15 protein-coding genes and 1 pseudogene are annotated in these 20,912 nt (G+C 63.0%); 7 read left to right on the top strand and 9 right to left on the bottom strand.

Translation table 11 applies throughout. The features are described 5' to 3' along the window. Positions 1 to 78: 78 nt before the first annotated feature. From ABMD26_RS14990 to ABMD26_RS14980, 3 genes are all read right to left on the bottom strand, one after another. Complete coding sequence (locus ABMD26_RS14990) at positions 79 to 567, bottom strand: TIGR00645 family protein (RefSeq protein ID WP_056844077.1); 489 nt, start codon at positions 565 to 567, stop codon at positions 79 to 81. A 104-nt stretch (positions 568 to 671) separates the two neighbouring features. Next, positions 672 to 1,010, bottom strand: coding sequence for a PA4575 family protein (locus tag ABMD26_RS14985; protein ID WP_354310478.1), 339 nt, complete (start codon positions 1,008 to 1,010; stop codon positions 672 to 674). A 151-nt stretch (positions 1,011 to 1,161) separates the two neighbouring features. Further along, positions 1,162 to 3,603 carry a Lon protease family protein gene (locus ABMD26_RS14980; protein ID WP_134723731.1) on the bottom strand — a complete coding sequence of 814 codons (2,442 nt, stop codon included), beginning with the start codon at positions 3,601 to 3,603 and terminating at the stop codon, positions 1,162 to 1,164. Positions 3,604 to 3,828: 225 nt separating this feature from the next. Between ABMD26_RS14980 and ABMD26_RS14975 the strand changes: the two genes are divergently transcribed. From ABMD26_RS14975 to ABMD26_RS14965, 3 genes are all read left to right on the top strand, one after another. Continuing rightward, a complete protein-coding gene (locus ABMD26_RS14975; RefSeq protein WP_049860935.1) occupies positions 3,829 to 4,317 on the top strand; it encodes a DUF3015 domain-containing protein in 489 nt (162 codons plus the stop codon). 70 nt (positions 4,318 to 4,387) lie between these two features. Then, on the top strand, positions 4,388 to 6,241 hold the full coding sequence (locus ABMD26_RS14970) for an Lnb N-terminal periplasmic domain-containing protein (RefSeq protein ID WP_320523123.1): 1,854 nt from the start codon (positions 4,388 to 4,390) through the stop codon (positions 6,239 to 6,241). A gap of 207 nt (positions 6,242 to 6,448) precedes the next feature. Beyond that, positions 6,449 to 6,946: a GreA/GreB family elongation factor gene (locus tag ABMD26_RS14965; RefSeq protein ID WP_049860933.1), complete on the top strand. Its 498-nt coding sequence runs from the start codon at positions 6,449 to 6,451 to the stop codon at positions 6,944 to 6,946. A gap of 65 nt (positions 6,947 to 7,011) precedes the next feature. Here ABMD26_RS14965 and ettA read toward each other — a convergent pair whose 3' ends face one another. Further along, positions 7,012 to 8,676, bottom strand: coding sequence for an energy-dependent translational throttle protein EttA (ettA, locus tag ABMD26_RS14960; RefSeq protein WP_049860932.1), 1,665 nt, complete (start codon positions 8,674 to 8,676; stop codon positions 7,012 to 7,014). Positions 8,677 to 9,856: 1,180 nt separating this feature from the next. Here ettA and ABMD26_RS14955 point away from each other — a divergent pair. After that, a pseudogene (locus ABMD26_RS14955) lies at positions 9,857 to 12,475 on the top strand (sensor domain-containing protein); the annotation flags it as partial. A 234-nt stretch (positions 12,476 to 12,709) separates the two neighbouring features. Beyond that, the gene (gene glyA, locus ABMD26_RS14950) at positions 12,710 to 13,963 is read left to right on the top strand and encodes a serine hydroxymethyltransferase (protein WP_043192788.1); all 1,254 of its coding nucleotides are present in this window, start codon (positions 12,710 to 12,712) and stop codon (positions 13,961 to 13,963) included. Between the two features lie 375 nt (positions 13,964 to 14,338). Here glyA and yjiA read toward each other — a convergent pair whose 3' ends face one another. The 3 genes from yjiA to ABMD26_RS14935 form a co-directional block, all read right to left on the bottom strand. Beyond that, a complete protein-coding gene (yjiA, locus tag ABMD26_RS14945; RefSeq protein ID WP_354310473.1) occupies positions 14,339 to 15,298 on the bottom strand; it encodes a GTPase in 960 nt (319 codons plus the stop codon). A gap of 146 nt (positions 15,299 to 15,444) precedes the next feature. Then, positions 15,445 to 15,642 (bottom strand): YbdD/YjiX family protein, encoded by a 198-nt coding sequence (locus ABMD26_RS14940; protein WP_043192786.1) that lies wholly within the window; start codon positions 15,640 to 15,642, stop codon positions 15,445 to 15,447. 18 nt (positions 15,643 to 15,660) lie between these two features. Continuing rightward, positions 15,661 to 17,727, bottom strand: a complete 2,067-nt coding sequence (locus ABMD26_RS14935) for a carbon starvation CstA family protein (protein ID WP_056844070.1) — start codon at positions 17,725 to 17,727, stop codon at positions 15,661 to 15,663. 173 nt (positions 17,728 to 17,900) lie between these two features. Between ABMD26_RS14935 and ABMD26_RS14930 the strand changes: the two genes are divergently transcribed. Both ABMD26_RS14930 and ABMD26_RS14925 read left to right on the top strand, forming a co-directional pair. Beyond that, on the top strand, positions 17,901 to 18,362 hold the full coding sequence (locus ABMD26_RS14930) for a methyltransferase family protein (RefSeq protein ID WP_122742599.1): 462 nt from the start codon (positions 17,901 to 17,903) through the stop codon (positions 18,360 to 18,362). Positions 18,363 to 18,402: 40 nt separating this feature from the next. Next, positions 18,403 to 18,771: a PilZ domain-containing protein gene (locus tag ABMD26_RS14925; RefSeq protein WP_354310469.1), complete on the top strand. Its 369-nt coding sequence runs from the start codon at positions 18,403 to 18,405 to the stop codon at positions 18,769 to 18,771. Between the two features lie 51 nt (positions 18,772 to 18,822). On the opposite strand, the gene ABMD26_RS14920 is transcribed toward ABMD26_RS14925, so the two are convergent. Together ABMD26_RS14920 and ABMD26_RS14915 are read right to left on the bottom strand one after the other, a co-directional pair. After that, complete coding sequence (locus tag ABMD26_RS14920) at positions 18,823 to 19,515, bottom strand: HAD-IA family hydrolase (protein WP_049860925.1); 693 nt, start codon at positions 19,513 to 19,515, stop codon at positions 18,823 to 18,825. A gap of 106 nt (positions 19,516 to 19,621) precedes the next feature. After that, positions 19,622 to 20,857: a M20/M25/M40 family metallo-hydrolase gene (locus tag ABMD26_RS14915; RefSeq protein WP_122742601.1), complete on the bottom strand. Its 1,236-nt coding sequence runs from the start codon at positions 20,855 to 20,857 to the stop codon at positions 19,622 to 19,624. Positions 20,858 to 20,912: the final 55 nt, after the last annotated feature.

Below are 20,912 nucleotides of genomic sequence, written 5' to 3'. Positions count from 1 at the left end.
AAAAGGGCGAGCAGACTAGCACACTGCGTGCCCGCACTTCAGCAGCGCGGGCTGTGCCAGCACGCGGCACAGGTGGCCTCAGTGCTTGGTCAGCTTGTCCAGATAGCCCATGGCGAAAGCCGAGACGACGAAGGTCATGTGGATGATCACGTACCACATCAGGTACTGCGGCTCGATGTTCTTGGCATCCATGAACACGCGCAACAGGTGGATGGAGGAAATGGCCACGATCGAGGCAGCTACCTTCATCTTCAGGGAAGAGGAATCCATCTTGCCCAGCCAGCTGAGCTTCTCTACGCCATCTTCGATGTCCAGCTGCGAAACGAAGTTCTCATAGCCGGAAATCATCACCATCACCAGCAGACCGCCCACCAGCGCCATGTCGATGAGCGAGAGCAGCACCAGAATCACTTCGGATTCAGCCATGGCGAAGATGTTGGGCAGGACGTGGAAGATTTCCTGGAAGAATTTAAGGGCCAGCGCCAGCAGTCCCAGCGACAGGCCGACGTAGATCGGCGCCAGCAACCAGCGCGAGGCGTACATGGTTTTTTCGATGAAGCGTTCCATTGAGGCTCACAGGGTGGTGGTGGAAATTGGAGCCGATTATAGCCACGCGCAGGACAAAGCACGACGTGCGACGGTGTGTCGCAGCCGTGTGCAATGCAGGCAGATCAGTGTTCAGGGAGCCGGTAGCGAACGCTCGGCGTGCCACATTGCCCATTGAGTGCGCGCAACTGGCGTTGCAGGTGCACGGCCCACATCTGTGGGTCGTCACTGAGGCGGTAACCGTGCAGGGTAAGGCTGTCGACGATGGCCTCCAGCACCGCCTCGGCGGCCAGCCGACCGTGGAAAGGTCCCTGTGCCTTGAGTGCGCTGGGTTGCTCACCCGCCATCCCGGCAGCGAACAACAGGGTCCACAGTCCGTTGTCTCCTGCCAGCGGGCGAACGCTGCATTCGATCCGGGTCATCAGGCCCAGGCATTGACGGTTGAGGCTCAGGCTGCGGGCCATGGCCACCCTCCTCTGGCATACACCATTGCCCCGTAGAGCCAGGCGCGGCTCGCGAGGGGTCATGATTGGAGCATAGAAGGGATTGACCGCTGGCCCTGGTTCAGCTGACGGGTGGCTCGGCCCGCCAGCTGCAACGTAATTCAGCCGGGATCTACACCGTCGGCCGGACCTCGACCAGTTCTTCCAGCGCCTGTTCCTTTTCGGCTTCCTTGAGGTCTTCTTCGCTGATCATTTCCGCGATGACTCGCAGCCGCTCCACCACACGGGCGTTGATGCTGCCCTCGGGGAACGCGCCGTTCTCGTCGGGCTCACCGGCAGGCTCGCCCGCCAGCAGGCTCAGCGCCTCGTCGGCCTGGCGCACGGCGTAGACATGGAACTTGCCGTCACGCACCGCCTGCAGGACTTTTTCGTCGAGCATCAAGGTGGCCACGTTGGCCTGGGGAATGATCGCGCCCTGCTCGCCGGTCAGGCCACGGGCCTCGCACAGACGGAAGAAGCCCTCGATCTTCTCGTTGACGCCTCCCACGGCCTGCACTTCGCCGAACTGGTTGATCGAGCCGGTGATCGCGAAGCACTGCTTGAGCGGCATTTTCGAAAGCGCCGAGATCAAGGTGCAGGCCTCGCCCAGAGACGCGCTGTCGCCATCCACGTACCCGTAGGACTGCTCCAAGGCGATGCTGGCAGAAATGGCCAGGGGAAACTCCTGCGCATAGCGGCTGCCCAGGTAGCCGGTGAGGATCATCACGCCCTTGGAGTGAATCGGCTGGCCCAGGTTGACCTCGCGTTCGATGTCGACGATGCCGCTGCCACCTGGGTACACCGTGGCCGAAATCCGCGCCGGGACACCGAACGCCGAATCGCCCACTTCCAGTACGGTCAGGCCATTGCACTTGCCGACTGCCGCGCCGCTGGTGTCGATCAGGATGATGCCCGCCAGCATGTCATCGAGGATCCGCGCCGAGACCCGACCGGTGCGGGTCGCCTTGGCCTTGAGCGCGCGCTCGATGTGACCGGCGTCGGTGCGCTCTTCGTTGGCCAGGTGGCGGATGAAGTCTGCCTCGCTGACCAGCTGGAACAGGTCACCGATGCGTGCCGACAGACGCCCCTGGTTTTCCGCCAGGCGAGCGCTGTAGGTGGCCAGGCGCGCGACGGCGTCACCGGTCAGCGGCGCCATGCCCTCCTCCGAGGTGCGGGTCTTGAGCAGTTGGGCGAACTGCTCAAGGCTCTCGTCGACCATGGGGATGTCTTCATCGAAGTCGACCAGGACGCGGAACATCTCCTGGAAGTCGGGATCGTGGTCCTGCAGCGCGTAATACAGCTGACGAGCGCCGATGATGATGACTTTCACCTGCAAGGGAATCATCTGCGGTGTGAGCGTGACGGTGGCCAGGCGCCCGAACTCGCCCAGTGGCGACTCCATCTTCAGCTTGCGCGATTGCAGGGCGCGCTTGAGCGCATCCCAGACGAAGGGCTCACCCAGCATCTTTTCGGCTTCCAGGATCAGGAAGCCACCGTTGGCACGGTGCAGCGCGCCGGGGCGCAGCTGCTTGTAGGTGGTGTAGAGCGCGCCCTGATCGGTGCTGTATTCGATCCGGCCGAACAGGTTGTCGTAGGTGGGGTGCGGTTCGAACACCACCGGCGCGCCACCGCTCTGGTGATGACCGACGACCAGGCTGGGGCTGTACTGTTCTTCCAGCAGCTTGCGGGCCTGGGCGTCGGCCTTGCTGTCATCGACCAACTGCTCGACCACGGTCTTGAGCAGGTTGACCTGGATGGCCTGCAGGTAGCCGCACACGGCGGCGTTCTCGGCATACTTTTCCGACAACGGCGCCAGCAGCGGTTGCAGGGCCAGGGTGATGGTCTCTTCGTTGAGCTGACGCAACTGGTTGCTCGACTCGCGCTTCCACTGCGGCAGGCTGGCCAGTTCTTCGTTGAGACGCTCTTCCAGATTGGAAATATCGGTGTGAAAACGCTCGCGGTCAGCTTCGGGCAACTGGGCGAATTCGGCTTCGTCCAGGGCCTTGCCGTCGAGCATCGGGGTAAAGGCGATGTTGCTGCTGTCGCGATACAGGGCGATGTCCTTTTCCAGCGACAGCTTTTCGATCACATCCAGGGCGCGGTCATAGCGCTGATTGAACGCACGGTCGATGGCGCTCTTGCGTTGCTGGTAGGACGGGTGCTCGAACACCGCCGGAAAGGTCGCCAGCAGGTTGTCGATGAGCGCACCGATGTCGCCGATGAACGCGCCGGCGCTGCCGGGCGGCAGTTCGAGGGCGCGGGGTTCGCGCGGCTCGTCGAAGTTGTTGACGTAGACCCAGTCGGCCGGGGTCTGCAGGCGCTTGCCTTCGGCCTTGAGGTAGCGTTTGACGAACGAGAAGCGGCCGGTGCCGGGCTCGCCCATGACGAATACGTTGTAGCCGGGGCGCGGCATGGCGACACCGAACTGCAAGGCCTCGACGGCGCGTTCCTGACCCAGCACGCCGCGAAAGGGCTCCAGGTCGTTGGTGGTGGTGAAGTTGAACTGTTCAGCTGAAAACGGGCGGGTCAGTGCCTCGGGCGCAAGACGCAGGCTGGCAGCTACAGAATCGGGCATCGGGCATCCTTACTTCGGCGGGACAGATGCTGTCATTCTGGGCGCTTCTGTGGCGGCGGCGCAAGCTGCACCGGGGCTTGCCGGCCAACGCTGCAAGTTAGTCATTTCGTGCGGAACTGCAATGCTTGCCTAAACTCCAAGTTACGCGGTCGGCCCAATAACCGACCCGTCCTGGTTCGCCAGGCATTAGACCCTCAGTAAGCACATCAAAAAGAGAACAACGCTATGAAACGGATTCTGCTGGGTACTCTGTTCGCCGCCGTCTCGATCAACGCCATGGCGCAAGCGCCCGGTGGTCCGGATTGCGGTTGGGGCAACATGTTGTTCGAAGGCCAGCGCGGCACGCCTGCGCACTTCCTGGCTTCCACCACCAACGGCACTTCGGGCAACGCCACCTTCGGCATGACCTCGGGCACCAACGGTTGCTCGACCAACGCGGCACTGACCTACGGCGGTAAATCCTGGATTGCCATGAATGGCATGATGGACGAGCTGTCCGAAGACATGGCCAAGGGCCAAGGCGAAGCACTGACCACCTATGCCGTGGTTCTGGGCGTCGCTCCCGAAGACCGTGCCTACTTCCAGTCGGTCACCCACGAGCACTTCCAGCAGATCTTCAGCAGCGCCGACACCACCGCTGAAGACGTGCACAGCAACACCATCGCCGTTCTGAAAAACGATCCACGTCTGGCCAAATACGCCACCCAGGCTTAAGCTCGACCCGCCCGCTCCTTTCGGGGCGGGCATCCCCCCTTTTCCGATTTCGCCGAACTAGTTGCCGACCATGCTCAAACGCCTTGCCTCCCTGGCGCTCTGCGTGTGCGCCCCGCTGCACGCCGCTCCGCACATCGACGCTCAGCGTCTGCAACAATTGGCGAACGATCCCTACTGGATTTCCGTCGGCCACTACGAGCGCGGCAAGCTCGGCGGCTGGCGCAGCTATGTCGATGACCGCAAATTCTTTCTGGCCGACGACGGCGCGCATCATCCGGACGCCGAACTGCAGGCTACGTTGCAGGCGATCTATGCACCTGCGGGCAGCGGCGACAAGCATGCGCAGTGTGTGTTTCCTGCGCGCACCCGCTGGCTGCGGCAACAGCTGGGCCTGACTGACCTGCCGACCGTGGAGTGTGCCGAATTCACCAAGTGGTTCTCGGACGTTGCGCCCCACAGTGCAGTTCTGATCTTCCCGGCGGCGTATTTGAACAGTCCTTCTTCGATGTTCGGGCACACCCTTTTGCGCATCGATCAGGCCGATGTGCAGAGCAACAACACCGCCCTGCTCAGCTATGCGATCAATTTCGGCGCCTACGTCGAAGGCAGCGACAACAGCATTCTGTATGCCTGGAAGGGGTTGGCCGGGGGCTATCCGGGCTTGTTCGCCCTGGTGCCCTACCAGGAAAAGCTTTCCGAGTACCGCAGCCTGGAAAACCGCGACCTGTGGGAGTACCGGCTCAACCTCACACCTGAAGAGACCGGGCGCATGGTCGAGCACGTGTGGGAACTCAAGCAGGTGCAGTTCGATTATTTCTTCTTTGACGAAAACTGCTCGTATCGCCTGCTCGAACTGCTCCAGGTGGCCCGGCCGGGCCTGGACCTGACTTCGCAGTTCCCCCTGACCGCCATTCCCACGGACACCGTGAAAGCGGTGAAGGCGGCCGGCCTGGTCGAGAAGATCGATTACCGCGCCTCCCGCGAGCGGGAGCTGCTCGAACGCGCCAAGCCGCTGGACAGCAGCGAGCAGCAATGGGTGCAGAAGATTGCCGCCGACACGGCGCAGATCGACAGCGAAGGCTTCCAGGCCTTGGGCAAGGACCGCCAGGCATTGATCCAGGATGCCGCGTTTCGTCTGGAGCGTTATCGGGCCACCGGCCAGGAACGCGATCCGGCGCGGACTCAGCGCAGCTTTCAACTGCTGCGCGCGATCAATCGCAATCCACCGCCGCCGCTGGCCATCGACCGGCCCGGCCTGCCCGAGGACGGCCATCAGTCGCGGACCTGGAGTGCAGGCGTCGGCACCCGCGGCGATACCGCGTTCGCCGAGTACGGCCTGCGCATGGCCTATCACGACCTCAATGACAACGCCGAAGGCTTTCCGCTCGGCGCGCAGATCGAGATTCTCGGCCTGAAAGTGCGCCAGTACGAAGGCAACAAATGGCAGGTGCAGCAGCTGGATCTGGCCACCATCCGCTCGCTGACGCCGCGCAACGAGCTGTTGCAGCCGCTGTCCTGGCAAGTGACCGGCGGTCTGGAACGGGTGCTGGGCAAACACGGTGACGAGAACCTGGTCTCCCATGTCAATGGCGGCGCCGGTGGCACCTGGCAGCTCAGCGAACAGGTGCTGGGCTTCGCCCTGGGCACGGTGCGGGTGGAGCACAACAACGACTTTGCCCAGTTCGTCGCGCCAGCGGCGGGATTCAACAGCGGTGTGCTGTGGAAGAACGCCCTGGGCAACTTCAGCCTCGAAGGCAAGGGCGACTACTTCGCCAACGGCGAGGTGCGCCGCAGCCTGAGCCTGAACCAGCAGTGGGAAGTGTCCCGCAACCTGGGGCTGCGCCTGAGCGCGCAACGCGATTTCAGCCATCTGAGCTCGCCACGCAACGAGGTCATGCTCGAGGTCAAGTGGTACCACTACTAGCCAAGTGCTCGGCTCTGCCTGGAAGCGTTCGAGGCGACGGTGGCGAATGCAACTATGACCGGATATTGCGGCCTAACCTTTACAAGCAGTGGTTACTGTAGGAGTCATGCTGGCTTGCGACAACTGGCTGCGGCCATGGGTTGTCTTTGGATTCGCGGTACTCCTGCGCTCAGGGCGATCAATACCGCCCCATAAGGGAGGAATATCATGAGCAGGGCATTCGTCAATGAAGACCACGCTGCCGCTCAGGCGACTCAACCTGTTGAACGCCTGATCAGCACCCAGCCCAACTACGTGACCGCCAGCGGGCTGGCCCAGCTGCAAGCGCGGGTTACTGAAGTGCAGATCCTGCAGGCTGAGCAGACGGCGATGGGCGAGCGCGCCGATCGTCAGCGCATGGCCGATCTGGAACGGGACATGCGCTACTACCAGCACCGCCTGCAGCACGCCCAGGTGGTAGCACCCATCACCTCTACGGCAAAAGTGCAGATCGGCAGCTGGGTTACCTTTGCCGACGATCAAGGTGTCGAGCAGCGTGTGTGCCTGGTAGGCGAGGATCAAGCGGATGCGGGCGTTGGCCTGATCAACTGGGCCTCGCCCCTGGGTCGGGCACTGTTGGGTGCGGAAGTGGGTGAAGAGCGCGTCTGGCGACGTCCGGCGGGCGATCTGACCGTGGAAATCACGAGCATTCAGACAGGGCCGTGAGCCCCTGACCGTCCACAGTCGTCAAACAAAAAAAATGGGGGCCCTTTTCAGGGCCCCATTTTCGTTTACGCCAGCTTCTTGTGGCGAACACGGTGCGGCTGAGCAGCCGCCTCACCCAGGCGTTTCTTGCGATCGGCCTCGTACTCGGTGTAGTTGCCTTCGAAGAACACCGCTTGGGAGTCATCCTCGTAGGCCAGGATGTGCGTGGCCACACGGTCCAGGAACCAGCGATCGTGAGAGATCACGATGGCTGCGCCCGGGAAGTCCAGCAAGGCTTCTTCCAGCGAGCGCAGGGTTTCCACGTCGAGGTCGTTGGACGGTTCGTCGAGCAGCAGGACGTTGCCACCCTCCTTGAGGGTCAGCGCCAGGTGCAGGCGACCGCGCTCACCACCGGACAGGTCCTTGACGAACTTCTGCTGGTCGCCGCCCTTGAAGTTGAACCGACCGACATAGGTGCGTGAGGGGATTTCGTAGTTGCCGATGCGGATCTGGTCGGAGCCGTCGGAAATCTGCTGGAACACCGACTTGCTGCCGTCCAGGTCGTCGCGGCTCTGGTCGACACAGGCCAGTTGCACGGTTTCGCCGATTTCGATGGAGCCCGAATCCGGCTGTTCCTTGCCCATGAGCATGCGGAACAGGGTCGATTTACCTGCACCGTTACCGCCGATGACGCCGACGATCGCGCCCTTGGGCATGGCGAACGACAGGTTGTCGATCAGTACGCGGTCGCCGTAGCCCTTGGTGACGTTCTTGAATTCGATGACCTTGTCGCCCAGGCGCGGACCGGCCGGGATGTAGATCTCGTTGGTTTCCGAACGCTTCTGGAATTCCTGGGACTGCATTTCCTCGAAACGCTGCAGACGCGCCTTGGATTTGGACTGGCGGGCCTTGGCGCCTTTGCGCACCCATTCCAACTCTTCCTTCATGGCCTTTTCATGGGCCGACTGCTGCTTGGATTCCTGAGCCAGACGATCGGACTTGGCTTCGAGCCAACCCGAGTAGTTGCCTTCGTAGGGGATGCCGGCGCCGCGGTCGAGTTCGAGAATCCAGCCGGCGACGTTGTCGAGGAAGTACCGGTCGTGGGTGATCGCCACCACGGTGCCGGGGAAGTCGTGCAGGAAGTGCTCCAGCCAGGCCACGGAGTCGGCGTCCAGGTGGTTGGTCGGCTCGTCGAGCAGCAGCATGTCGGGGGCCGACAGCAGCAGGCGGCACAGGGCCACGCGGCGCTTCTCGCCACCGGACAGGTGCTCGACCTTGGCATCCCAGGCCGGCAGGCGCAGGGCATCGGCGGCGACTTCCAGCTGACGCTCCAGGTTATGACCGTCGCTGGCCTGCAGGATGGCTTCCAGCTTGGCCTGTTCGGCGGCCAGCTTGTCGAAGTCGGCATCCGGCTCGGCGTAGGCGGCGTAGACTTCGTCCAGGCGAGCCTGGGCGTCCTTGATCACGCTGACCGCTTCCTCGACCACTTCACGCACGGTCTTGGTCGGGTCCAACTGAGGTTCCTGAGGCAGGTAGCCGACGTTGAGCTCAGGCATCGGCCGGGCTTCGCCGTCGAACTCCTTGTCGACACCGGCCATGATCTTGAGCAGGGTGGACTTGCCCGAGCCGTTGAGGCCGAGCACGCCGATCTTGGCGCCGGGGAAAAAGGACAGCGAGATGTTCTTGAGGATTTCCCGCTTCGGCGGAACGACTTTGCTCAGCCGATGCATGGTGTAGACGTATTGAGCCATGGAATGAACCTGGATAAAGAAGGTGCGAGATAGAGGATGGAAGCTTGGGCCCCCGCAAGGTGTTCAAAGCTACCGGAATGCGGGAGTCAGGGCAAACCAGTGCGTGCCTGGGCGATGGTCTGCAGGGGTGGTGGATCGCGGCGGGGTACGGTGGCGTCTGCTGACGCGGCTTACGCCGCTGCTACATGGACTGGGCACGCCTTGCGCGGCGCGCTGCGCTGCTACAGAAATCTAGCCGGATTTGGGCGCTACAGCTTATAGTGCGAGGTGTAACACGCATGATTCATGTGCCCATGCCTGGGTACACGCCTATGCCTGCCCACGACTGTCATATCGCAGGATGTTCAGTTTGCCCAATCTCAATCAGCCGTCCTCCTTGCGCCCGCCTGTCCAAGGGTCAGGTACTCCGCTGCACGGCTCGTTGAAGGGCGCGCTGGCGCTCCTGGTATTGATGCTGCTGATGCTGCTGTTCTGGCAGCTGTTCGACCAGTTCCAGCGTACCCAGGCCGACCGACGCCAGCACAGCATCGACTACAGTGCGGACCTGGCCGATCACGTCAATCTGAACATGGCGCTCAATGCGCAGATCGTGCTCAACCAGTTGCTCACCACCCAGCCTTTCCCCAGCGCTCGCGAGCGGGCCGAAACCGTCACCCGCGTACGCCGCTCGGTGCCCGAGTTGCAAAGCCTGGCCTGGCTCAGTGGCGATGCCCGAATCATCGCCGACACTTTGCTCGAAGCCAACGACGATGCCTTTATCACCGCCCTGGTCGGTCGCCTGGACGGCGACAGCCACTACTACACCAACAGCCCGACGGCAGACCTGGTCTATCTGTTGATCCGCCAGCCCGGTGAGAACACCAATGGCTACTGGCTGCTGCGCATGAGCCCGATCGTCATCAGTCGGCTCATTCATCAGGTCGAGCGTGGGCAGAACCCTGGCTGGGTCTTGGAAAACCATGTCGACAAGCACGTCATCAACCGCGCCGACCCTGCCCCGATCAGCGCCTCCGAACTGAGCACCACCGAGCTGAACCAGAGTGTGCTGGTCACCCAGCTGAGCCACAGTGACTGGCAGTTGCGCAGCCTGTTCGACGCCCGTGAAGCGCGGCTGGCGTTGCTGCCGCCGTTGATAGGTAAATGCCTGCTGGGCTTGTTGATCTCGCTGGTGCCTTTGCTGGCGCTGTTGAGCATGCGCCGCCGTCAGCGCGAACTCAACGAGGAGCGTCGGCGCTATCGGGACATCTTCGAGGGCGCGGGCGTGGCCCTGTGCGTGCTCGATCTGTCAGGTGTGCTGGCGTTGTTCGAACGGGTGGGGCTGAACGAGCGCACCGATCTTGGCCGGTGGCTGGAGGACAATCCGGCAACCCGTCAGGAGCTGTTGCAGGCACTGCGCATCACCGAAGTGAACCACGTTGCCCTGCGCGTGCTGCAAGTGCACACCAACGATCAGGCGTGGCGCAAGCTGATCGAGGGCTGGTCGGACCGGGCCACTGGCATCGGCCATCAATTGATCGGGGCGCTGCTGGAGCGTCAGCAGCAATTGGAGCTGGAGATCCGCCTGGACAACCAGCAGGGCCACGATCAGTACCTGTGGGTGACGGTGCGTTTTCCCGAACACGCCAAGGACTACCACGCGGTCATTCTCAGTATCACCGACGTCACCAGCCACAGGACCGCGAGCGAATCGCTGCGCCAGAGCGAAAAACGCCATCGCATGCTCGCCGAAAGCATCAGCGATGTGATCTTTTCCACCAACAACCGCATGGAGCTGAACTACGTCAGCCCTTCGGTGCAGACGGTGCTGGGCTTCGACGCGGACTGGGTGATGCAGAACGGTTGGCAAGGCATGCTGGCCAATCCTGCACAGCTGACGGGTATCAACGCGCTGCTGACCCAGGTCCACCAGGCGCTGCATGCGCCGGCCGAGCTGGCCGCTCTGCGCAGCGACCTCAAGACCCAGGTGTTCATGTTCGACTGCCTGCGCAACGACGGTCGCAAGATTCCCATCGAGCTGCGCCTGGTGTTGATCTGGGACACCCAGGGGACGTTCGAAGGCATTCTGGGCGTGGGTCGCGACGTAAGCCAGCAACGCCGCGCCGAAAAGGACCTGCGCATGGCCGCCACGGTGTTCGAGCATTCGACGTCGGCGATTCTGATCACCGATCCGGCGGGCTACATCGTGCAGGCCAACGAGGCCTTCAGCCGCGTCAGCGGTTATGCCGTGGCCCAGGTGCTGGACCAGTTGCCGAACATGCTGACCGTGGATGACCAGCAGGAAGCGCACCTGCGTTACGTGCTCAAGCAACTGCAACAGCGCGGTACCTGGGAAGGTGAGGTCTGGCTCAAGCGTCGCAACGGCGAGCACTACCCGGCCTGGGTCGGCATCACCGCGGTACTCGACGACGAAGGCGACCTGGCCAGCTACGTGTGTTTCTTCAGCGACATCAGCGAGCGCAAGGCCAGTGAGCAGCGCATCCATCGCCTGGCCTACTACGATGCCCTGACCCACCTGCCCAACCGCACGCTGTTCCAGGACCGCCTGTACAACGCCCTGCAGCAAGCCGAGCGCCAGCAATCGTGGGTGGTGCTGATGTTCCTCGACCTCGACCGCTTCAAGCCGATCAACGACTCCCTCGGCCACGCCGCCGGTGACCGTATGCTCAAGGACATGGCCACGCGCCTGCTGGGCTGCGTCGACGATGACGACACGGTGGCGCGCATGGGCGGCGACGAGTTCACCCTGCTGCTGCAACCGCGCGCCACCCGCGAGCTGGCGTTGAATCAGGCCATTCATGTGGCGGAGCAGATTCTCGGCAGCCTGGTCAAACCCTTCGTGCTGGAGGGCCGCGAGTTCTTCGTTACCGCCAGTGTGGGCATCGCCTTGAGCCCTCAGGACGGCGGCGAGCTGAGCCAACTGATGAAGAACGCCGACACCGCGATGTATCACGCCAAGGAGCGAGGCAAGAACAACTTCCAGTTCTACCAGGCCGATATGAACGCCACGGCGCTGGAGCGCCTGGAGCTGGAAAGCGACTTGCGCCACGCCCTGGAACAACAGGAGTTCGTGCTGTACTACCAGCCGCAGTTCAGCGGCGACGGCAAACGCCTGACCGGTGCCGAAGCCTTGTTGCGCTGGAATCACCCACGCCGTGGCCTGGTGCCGCCGGTCGAGTTCATCCCGGTGCTCGAAGAGCTCGGCCTGGTGGTGGATGTGGGCGACTGGGTGCTGGCCGAGGCTTGTCGCCAGCTCAAGGCCTGGCATCTGGCCAAGGTGCGCGTGCCCAAGATCTCGGTGAACATCTCTGCGCGGCAGTTCGCCGATGGTCAGTTGGGCAATCGCATCGCCCGGATGCTGGAAATCAGTGGTCTGCCACCGGCGTGCCTGGAGCTGGAACTGACCGAGAGCATCCTGATGCGCGAGGTCAACGAAGCCATGATGATCCTCGACACCTTGAAGAATCTCGGCCTGAGCATTGCGGTCGACGATTTCGGCACCGGCTATTCGTCGCTCAACTATCTGAAGCAGTTCCCCATCGACGTGCTGAAGATCGACCGCACCTTCGTCGATGGCCTGCCGTCCGGCGAGCAGGATGCGCAGATTGCGCGGGCGATCATCGCCATGGCGCACAGCTTGAACCTTTCGGTCATCGCCGAGGGCGTGGAAACCCATGAACAATTGGAGTTCCTGCGCGAGCATGGCTGCGACGAGGTTCAGGGCTACCTGTTCGGGCGCCCGATGCAGGCCCATCGCTTCGAGACGCAGTTCAGCAACGACGCGCTGTTTCTGCTTCAGTGACTACGCGCAGGATCTGACCCCGCAGGAGCGGTCTGTGGCCGCGATGGGTCGATGCGGTGGGTCAGGTGGACTGCGGTGAGGCTTTCGCGGCCGATGACCGCTCCTACGGCATGAGTGGGCACAACCAGACATGAAGCCCGCTTGTCCACGCGATGACTGCCTTTCATATGCCAGACAAAAGCCGATGGGGTAGAATGCTCGCCTTTCCCAACATCCCGATCCCTGAGGACCGCCATGTTCAGCCGTAGCCAGACACTCGCCAAGTACGATGCCGATCTCTTTGCCGCCATGGAGCAAGAAGCCCAGCGCCAGGAAGATCACATCGAGCTGATTGCCTCGGAAAACTACACCAGTCCCGCTGTGATGGAAGCCCAGGGCTCGGTGCTGACCAACAAGTACGCCGAAGGCTATCCTGGCAAGCGCTACTACGGCGGCTGCGAGTTCGTCGACGTGATCGAGCAACTGGCCATCGACCGCGCCAAGGAGCTGTTCGGCGCCGACTACGCCAACGTTCAGCCGCACGCCGGTTCCCAGGCCAACAGCGCGGTCTATCTGGCCCTGCTGCAGGCAGGCGATACCATCCTGGGCATGAGCCTGGCCCACGGCGGTCACCTGACCCACGGCGCCAGCGTTTCTTCGTCGGGCAAGCTGTACAACGCCGTCCAGTACGGCATCGATGCCCAGGGCCTGATCGACTACGACGAAGTCGAGCGCCTGGCGCTGGAGCACAAGCCGAAGATGATCGTGGCCGGTTTTTCCGCCTACTCGCAGATCCTCGACTTCCCGCGTTTCCGTGAAATCGCCGACAAGGTCGGTGCCTACCTGTTCGTCGACATGGCCCACGTGGCCGGCCTGGTTGCCGCTGGCGTGTACCCCAACCCGGTGCCGTTCGCCGACGTGGTCACCACCACCACCCACAAGACCCTGCGCGGTCCTCGTGGCGGCCTGATTCTGGCGCGTGCCAATGCCGAGATCGAGAAGAAGCTCAACTCGGCGGTGTTCCCAGGTGCCCAGGGCGGCCCGCTGGAGCACGTCATTGCCGCCAAGGCCGTGTGCTTCAAGGAAGCGCTGCAGCCCGAGTTCAAGACCTACCAGCAGCAGGTCGTGAAGAACGCCCAGGCCATGGCCAAGGTGTTCATCGACCGTGGTTTCGACGTGGTTTCCGGTGGTACCGAGAACCATCTGTTCCTGCTGTCGCTGATCAAGCAGGACATTTCCGGCAAGGACGCAGACGCGGCGCTGGGCAAGGCATTCATCACCGTCAACAAGAACTCGGTGCCCAATGACCCCCGCTCGCCGTTCGTCACCTCCGGCCTGCGCTTTGGTACGCCGGCTGTGACCACCCGTGGTTTCAAGGAAGCCGAGTGCCAGGAACTGGCCGGCTGGATCTGCGACATCCTGGCTGACCTGAACAATGAAGCGGTGATCGATGCCGTGCGCCAGAAGGTCCAGGCCATCTGCGCCAAGCTGCCGGTTTATTCGGCGTAAAGATTGGCGGTATTCCTGTGGCTGCGGCGCAGGCCGCGTTGGGCGTCACCGCGTTGTGTCAGATATTTCGCGGGGACCGCCGACGCGGCTTGCGCCGCTGCTACAGGGGGTGCGTTAAGCTTGCGCTTGGTTGCACCGCGTTGTGTCAGATATTTCGCGGGGACCGCCGACGCGGCTTGCGCCGCTGCTACAGGGGGAGCGTTAAGCTTGCGTTTGGTTGCACCGCGTTGTGTCAGATACTGCGCGGGACCGCCGACGCGGCTTGCGCCGCTGCTACAGGGATCGCATCATTTTGTAGCCGCGTCCAGCGTCGCCCTCTGTAGCAGCGGCGCGAGCCGCGTCCGGCGTTGCCGCGGTGTGTCGGGTACGCGGGATTCAGAGCTGATCGAATCCGGCGCGGATCTTGGCTTCGGGTAGATCATCGGCGATGAAGACCATCACGCTTTCGCGTACCTCCCCCGGGGCCCATTCGGTGTCCCAGTCGAAGCCATAGAGCTTCAATACGCCCTGGAACACCAGGCGTCGATCCTCCCCCGCGATACTCAAGACGCCTTTGTAGCGCAGCAGTTGCTTGCCGTGCTCTTCCAGCAGTTCGTTCATGAAGGTACTGAGGCGGTCGATGTCCAGCGGCTTGTCGGTGCGCAGTACCAGGCTGGCGATGCGGTCCACGCTGGGACCCTGATTGACCGGGCGCAACGCCAGGCCGGCATTGAGATTGAAGCCACGCACATCGAGCAGCTCCGCCAGATCGATTCGACCGTGCTCGACCACACGGATCGGCGCGCGTCGGTTGATGCGGGTCAGGCGCTCGCTCAGTTCGTCGAACACCGAAGGCGCGACCAGGTCGGTCTTGCTGATCAGCAGGCGGTCGGCGAAACCTACCTGTGCCTGGGCGATGGTCTGGGCCAGGTGGATACCCGCGTGGGCGGCGTCCACCAACGTCAGGATGCCGTCCAGGATGTAGCGTTCGCGCAGTTCTTCATCGATGAAGAAGGTCTGGGCGACCGGCGCCGGGTCGGCCAGGCCGGTGCATTCGATGACCAGACGATCGAAGGCGATTTCGCCGCTGTCCAGACGCTCCAACAGCAGGTACAGCGCCTTGGTCAGGTCGGTGTGAATGGTGCAGCACACGCAGCCGTTGGCCAGGGTCATGGTCTGCACGGGCTCGTCGCCCAACAGCTGGGTGTCGATGCCGGTATCGCTGAATTCGTTCTCGATCACGGCGATCTTCAGGCCGTGCTCGGCCTTGAGCATGTGGCGCAGCAAGGTGGTCTTGCCGGCGCCGAGAAAGCCGCTGAGGATGGTGACGGGAATGGGGGGGGCGGCTTCGGACAAGGTTGTTGGCTCCACAATCATTTAAATGCAAATGGCCTCTTCGCGGCCACTGGCCGCTCCTACAGGGATATTCGATCACGTGTAGGAGCGGCCAGTGGCCGCGAAAGGGCGATCACTCAAGACACATCTCTACGAGATGGCATGCCTCAACAGCACTTGGGCCCACCCTTGCCACCGTATCTGGCCTCCTGGCGTTCGCGGAAGAACGCCTCGTAGTCCATCATCGGCTTGTCCGGGTGCTTGGTCTGCATGTGCTCGACGTAATTGTCGTAGTCCGGCATGCCCACCATCAGACGTGCCGCCTGGCCCAGGTATTTTCCCAACTTGCTCAGGTCGTTGAACATGGCGGCAGCCCTCGGTCATCACGCATTGGGGAACGGCTGGAACGGTGCTTCCTTGTCGGTACGTTCCTTCTTGCCCCAGGCGGCGACGCCGACCTTCAAGGCGAAGAACAGGATGCTGAAGACCACCAGCAGGAACAGTACGGTCAGGGTTGCGTTGGTGTAGGCATTGAAGATCACGTGCTGCATCTGCTCCACGCTCTTGGCCGGCGCAAGCACCTGGCCCTGGGCCAGAGCGGCGCTGTACTTGTTGGCCAGGGCCAGGAAGCCGACCGCCGGATTGGCGTCGAACAGCTTGATGAAGCCTGCGGTGGTGGTGCAGATCAGCAGCCAGACGGCCGGCAGCATGGTGACCCAGATGTAGCGCTGGCGCTTCATCTTGATCAGCACGACGGTGGCGAGCATCAGGGCGATACCGGCGAGCATCTGGTTGGAAATGCCAAACAGCGGCCACAAGGTATTGATGCCGCCCAACGGATCGATCACGCCCTGGTACAGCAACCAGCCCCACAGCGCGACGCAGCCGGCAGTGGCGATGACGTTGGCGGTCCAGGACTCGGTGCGCTTGAGCGCCGGGACGAACGAGCCGAGCAGGTCCTGCAGCATGAAGCGGCCGGCACGGGTGCCCGCGTCCACGGCGGTCAGGATGAACAGCGCTTCGAACAGGATCGCGAAGTGGTACCAGAAGGCCATGGTGTTTTCACCCGGCAGCACCGAATGCAGGATCTGCGCGATACCCACGGCCAATGTTGGCGCACCACCGGCGCGCGCCAGGATGGTGGTTTCGCCGATGTCATGGGCAACCGCCTGCAGCGCTTCCGGCGTGATGGCGAAGCCCCAACTGCTGACCGCCGTGGCCACTGCGACCACATCGGTACCGACCACTGCGGCCGGGCTGTTCATGGCGAAGTACACGCCTGGCTCGATCACCGAAGCGGCGACCATGGCCATGATCGCCACGAACGACTCCATCAGCATGCCGCCGTAGCCGATGTAGCGGGCGTTGGTTTCGTTGTCCAGCAGCTTGGGCGTGGTGCCCGAGGAGATCAGCGCGTGGAAGCCGGACACCGCGCCACAGGCGATGGTGATGAACAGGAACGGGAACAGACCGCCCTTCCATACCGGGCCGGTGCCGTCGGTGAACTGGGTCAGCGCGGGCATCTTCAGCTCCGGCATGGTCACCAGAATGCCGATGGCCAGGGCGATGATGGTGCCGATCTTGAGGAAGGTGGAGAGGTAGTCGCGCGGGGCCAGGATCAGCCACACGGGCAGCACGGCGGCAACGAAACCATAGCCGATCAGCATCCAGACGATCTGCACACCGGTGAAGGTGAAGGCCTTGGCCCAGACCGGATCGGCGGCCACCTGACCACCCAGCCAGATCGAGAGCAGCAGCAGGAGCACGCCGATGATGGAGATTTCACCGATGCGGCCCGGGCGGATGTAGCGCATGTACACGCCCATGAACATCGCAATGGGAATGGTGGCCATGACCGTGAAGATGCCCCACGGACTTTCGGCGAGCGCCTTGACCACGATCAGCGCCAGCACGGCGAGGATGATGATCATGATCAGGAAGCAACCGAACAGGGCGATGGTGCCGGGGATCCGGCCCATTTCCTCGCGCACCATGTCGCCCAGCGAGCGGCCGTTGCGGCGGGTGGACAGGAACAGCACCATGAAGTCCTGCACGGCACCGGCCAGCACCACGCCGGCGATCAGCCACAGCGTTCCGGGCAGATAGCCCATCTGCGCGGCGAGTACCGGGCCGACCAGGGGTCCGGCGCCGGCGATGGCGGCGAAGTGGTGACCGAAGAGGATGTGCTTGTTGGTCGGTACGTAGTCCAGACCGTCGTTGTTGAGCACGGCGGGCGTGGCGCGGCGCGGGTCGAGCTGCATGACGTGGTTGGCGATGAACAGGCTGTAGTAGCGGTAGGCGACCAGGTAGATGGCCACGGCCGCGACGACGATCCATAACGCGTTGATTGCTTCACCGCGGCGAAGCGCAACGACGCCCAGGGCACAGGCACCAATGATCGCCACGATCAGCCACGGAACGTGGCGGAACGCACTGCTATTGTTTTTCATATTATTGTTTCCAGCTCAGTGGATGAGTGTCAGCCTTATCGAGTCTAGCGATTTTTTGTCCGAAGGCCATCCCCACGTTGGTCTAGAGCGGCGCAGCGCATGACCCGATGATGGCCCGGAACACCAGGCGCCCGTGCCGGTCGCACTAAAGGTGTCCCTTGCGAGTCCGCCCCATGCCCAAGCCACCCGCACGCGCCGCCCTGCCCCCGCCATTGCTGTATCTGGCATTCATCGCCGTGGCCATGGCGTTGAGCTATGCACTGCCCATTGCACTGCCGGTCAACAGCTGGACCGCAGCGACCGCGGCGGCCTTGATCATCCTCGGTCAGGGTCTGTCGTTCTGGGCCATGCTGCGTTTCAAGCGTCAGCACACCGCGACCAGCAACTTCGATGCGCCTCAGGAACTGCAGCGCGACGGACCGTTCGCGCTGTCGCGCAACCCGATCAACCTGGGCGACACCCTGGCCTATGTCGCGCTGTCGCTGCTGATGGGCAGCCTGTGGCCATGGTTATTGCTGCCGGTGTTGCTGTACCTGATGAACTGGCTGGTGATCCGGCCCGACGAAATTCAGCTCGAAGCGCTGTTTGGCGACACTTATCGCCAGTATTGTCGACGGGTTCGCCGCTGGCTCTGAGCCACTGCGCTATAGTCCAGCAAAACTCGAGGACCCGATCATGACGCAACCCCATACCGAACGCCGTCGCTTCAAGCGCATCGCCTTCGATGCCAAGACCGAACTGCGCCAAGGCACCGAGCGCTGGCCGGTGAAGCTGCTCGACCTGTCATTGAAGGGGCTGTTGATCGAAAAGCCGTCGCCCTGGCTGGGCGAGGCCGACAAGCCCTTCAATGTGGATGTGAAACTGGGGTCACAGGAAGATGTGGTGATGGAGGTCAAGCTGGCCCATGACGACCATGGGCAGCTGGGGTTCGTGTGCACCCATATTGGTCTGGATTCGATCAGCCATTTGCGCCGGTTGATCGAACTCAATCTGGGCGACCCCGAGGAGCTGGAGCGCGAGCTGGGGGCTTTGTTGGAGGTTTGAGGTCGGCGGCGAGGCCTTCGCGGCCGGTGACCGCTCCTACGGCGAATATTGCTACACCAGGTGGGCCGGCAGCCCCCATTGGGCGGGGTCGAAGCCCAGCAGGCTTTGCAGCCGATCGTCGGCGTGGTGGTAGCGCTCCGGGGCCATGGCGGCATCGGGGACGGCGATGGCGAACATGCCAGCGGCCTTGGCGGCGGTGACGCCGAAGGGTGAGTCCTCGAACACCAGGCAGTCCTTGGGCTCCACGCCCAGACGCTTGGCCGCGACCAGAAAGATATCCGGCGCCGGCTTGGCCGCGCCCACTTCCGGGTCATCGGCGGTGACGATGGTGTCGAACAGCGCGAACCACTCTTCGTGCAACGTGGTTTTCATCGCGAAATGCCCACGGGACGAACTGGTGCCCACAGCGATCGGAATATTGTGTGCCTTCAAGTGCCGCACCAGTGCCTCGGCGCCGGCCATGGCCTGCGCGTGGGGAAAGCGCTCGGCCATCAGCGGTGCGCGCGCTTCCATGAATTCGGCGGGCGTCAGGGGCAGGCCCAGGGTTTCGACGATATAGGTCGACAGGTCGTTGGCGCCCAGGCCGATGGTGTTCTGCTTGATGCTCCAGTCGAAGACCTTGCCGTACCGCTCGGCAATCATCTGCGTGACTTCGGTATAGATGCCCTCGGTGTTCAGAAGCAGGCCATCCATATCGAAGATGACGGCCTTGACGGGGCCCATGCCCGTTACTGCAGTGTTCATAGGGCGTGCTCCGTGGTCGTTGAGAAGGCCCCAGAGTACGGGTGCGGTCGGGGGTTGAGCAAGTCGCAGCGCCGACGCCTCAACCAAGCGTCGGCGCTGCGGTAGCTCACGGCGCCGACAGGGTGCGAATCATCGACAACGTCAGGTACAGCCGCGGCGCAATGCTGCTCAGCTCGATGTATTCGTCATCGGCGTGCAGGCCCGCGCCCACCACGCCCATGGTTTCCAGTACCGCAGGCTTGTCGCTGCCCGGCACATAGGCATAGCCGGCGTCGGTCCCGAAGCGCATGGCGATCGGTTCGATGGACTTGTCGATCGCCGCATAGGCCTTCTGCGCGACCCCAGCCAACTGCTCGGAGCCGCTGTTCTTGGCCAGGGGCGGCCGGCCTTTTTCCAGACGCAGGCTGACCTGGGTGTCGTCGATCAGCTGCTTGCGGATCAGGCGCTGGCCTTGCGCAAGCACGCGGTCGGTTTCCTCGATGTCCGAGTAGCGCATGTCGGCTTCGGCCGTGGCGATGGCGGGGATGATGTTGCGCTTCTCACCCGCCTTGGCCATGGTCCAGTTCACCGTGGTGCCCTTGTCGGGATCACCCAGGTCCTTGAGCTGGACCAGCTGGTGAGCCAGTTCGGTGAGCGCATTGCGCCCGTCTTCGGGCGCGGAGCCGGCGTGGGACGAGCGACCCTTGACCTCCAGGAACAGCCCGTTGATGCCGTTGGTGGCGGTGGTGACGGCGTCCTTGTTCGGTGGTTCGTAGGAAAAGACGTAGTCGTGTTGAGCGGCCAGTTCGGCGATGATTTTTTTCGAGCCGGCCGAGCCCATTTCCTCGTCCGGGTTGAACAGCACGGTGAGGGTGCCGTAGCCGTCGAATCCCTGGGCCTTGAGTAGTTTCAGCGCGTGCAGGATCATCGCCACCCCGCCCTTGGCATCGGCCACACCTGGGCCGTAGGCACGCTCCTGGTCGGTGCGGAACGGGCGCTTGGCCGCAGTGCCGGGGCCGAACACGGTGTCGTAGTGGACCATGAGCAGGAAATTCTTGCTGCCGGTGCCCTTGAAGGTGCCGACGATGTTGTCGCCTACCGACGGCGTGGCCGGGGTGGTCTGGACCGTGGCGCCCAGTTCCTTGAGACGCTTGACCAGCAGTGCACTGATCGTCGCCAGGCCTTTTTCCTGGCCGGTACCGGTGTCGACCGAAACCAGCTCCTTGACCGTTTCCAGGTAGCTGGGTTGTTCGGCCTGGGCTTGTTTGTAGAGGTCGGCGGCGGGTAGCTCGGCGGCGTGGGTCGACAGGGAGAACAGGCAGGCTGCAGCGATTGCGGTGATGCGTGAGGGTCGAACAGGCATGGGTCGGAAGCCTCGGGCAGGTGCAGTTTTTTGGGGGCGGGGCGGACCTATTCGC

It is taken from the genome of Pseudomonas sp. PvP001 (assembly GCF_040546375.1).
Taxonomy (GTDB): domain Bacteria; phylum Pseudomonadota; class Gammaproteobacteria; order Pseudomonadales; family Pseudomonadaceae; genus Aquipseudomonas; species Aquipseudomonas coleopterorum.
Note: the sequence above shows the minus strand (reverse complement) of the source record. Positions and strands in the feature narration are given on the sequence as shown.

Bases quoted from the DNA above. Each gene is read 5' to 3' on its own strand.
- glyA (WP_043192788.1), top strand. From the start codon at position 12,710: ATGTTCAGCCGTAGCCAGACACTCGCCAAGTACGATGCCGATCTCTTT.
- ABMD26_RS14985 (WP_354310478.1), bottom strand. From the start codon at position 1,010: ATGGCCCGCAGCCTGAGCCTCAACCGTCAATGCCTGGGCCTGATGACC.
- ABMD26_RS14990 (WP_056844077.1), bottom strand. From the start codon at position 567: ATGGAACGCTTCATCGAAAAAACCATGTACGCCTCGCGCTGGTTGCTG.
- ABMD26_RS14940 (WP_043192786.1), bottom strand. From the start codon at position 15,642: ATGTTCAACGACCTGAGCAAGTTGGGAAAATACCTGGGCCAGGCGGCA.
- ABMD26_RS14970 (WP_320523123.1), top strand. From the start codon at position 4,388: ATGCTCAAACGCCTTGCCTCCCTGGCGCTCTGCGTGTGCGCCCCGCTG.
- ABMD26_RS14925 (WP_354310469.1), top strand. From the start codon at position 18,403: ATGACGCAACCCCATACCGAACGCCGTCGCTTCAAGCGCATCGCCTTC.
- ABMD26_RS14975 (WP_049860935.1), top strand. From the start codon at position 3,829: ATGAAACGGATTCTGCTGGGTACTCTGTTCGCCGCCGTCTCGATCAAC.
- ABMD26_RS14930 (WP_122742599.1), top strand. From the start codon at position 17,901: ATGCCCAAGCCACCCGCACGCGCCGCCCTGCCCCCGCCATTGCTGTAT.
- ABMD26_RS14915 (WP_122742601.1), bottom strand. From the start codon at position 20,857: ATGCCTGTTCGACCCTCACGCATCACCGCAATCGCTGCAGCCTGCCTG.
- ABMD26_RS14965 (WP_049860933.1), top strand. From the start codon at position 6,449: ATGAGCAGGGCATTCGTCAATGAAGACCACGCTGCCGCTCAGGCGACT.
- ABMD26_RS14980 (WP_134723731.1), bottom strand. From the start codon at position 3,603: ATGCCCGATTCTGTAGCTGCCAGCCTGCGTCTTGCGCCCGAGGCACTG.
- ABMD26_RS14920 (WP_049860925.1), bottom strand. From the start codon at position 19,515: ATGAACACTGCAGTAACGGGCATGGGCCCCGTCAAGGCCGTCATCTTC.
- ABMD26_RS14935 (WP_056844070.1), bottom strand. From the start codon at position 17,727: ATGAAAAACAATAGCAGTGCGTTCCGCCACGTTCCGTGGCTGATCGTG.
- ettA (WP_049860932.1), bottom strand. From the start codon at position 8,676: ATGGCTCAATACGTCTACACCATGCATCGGCTGAGCAAAGTCGTTCCG.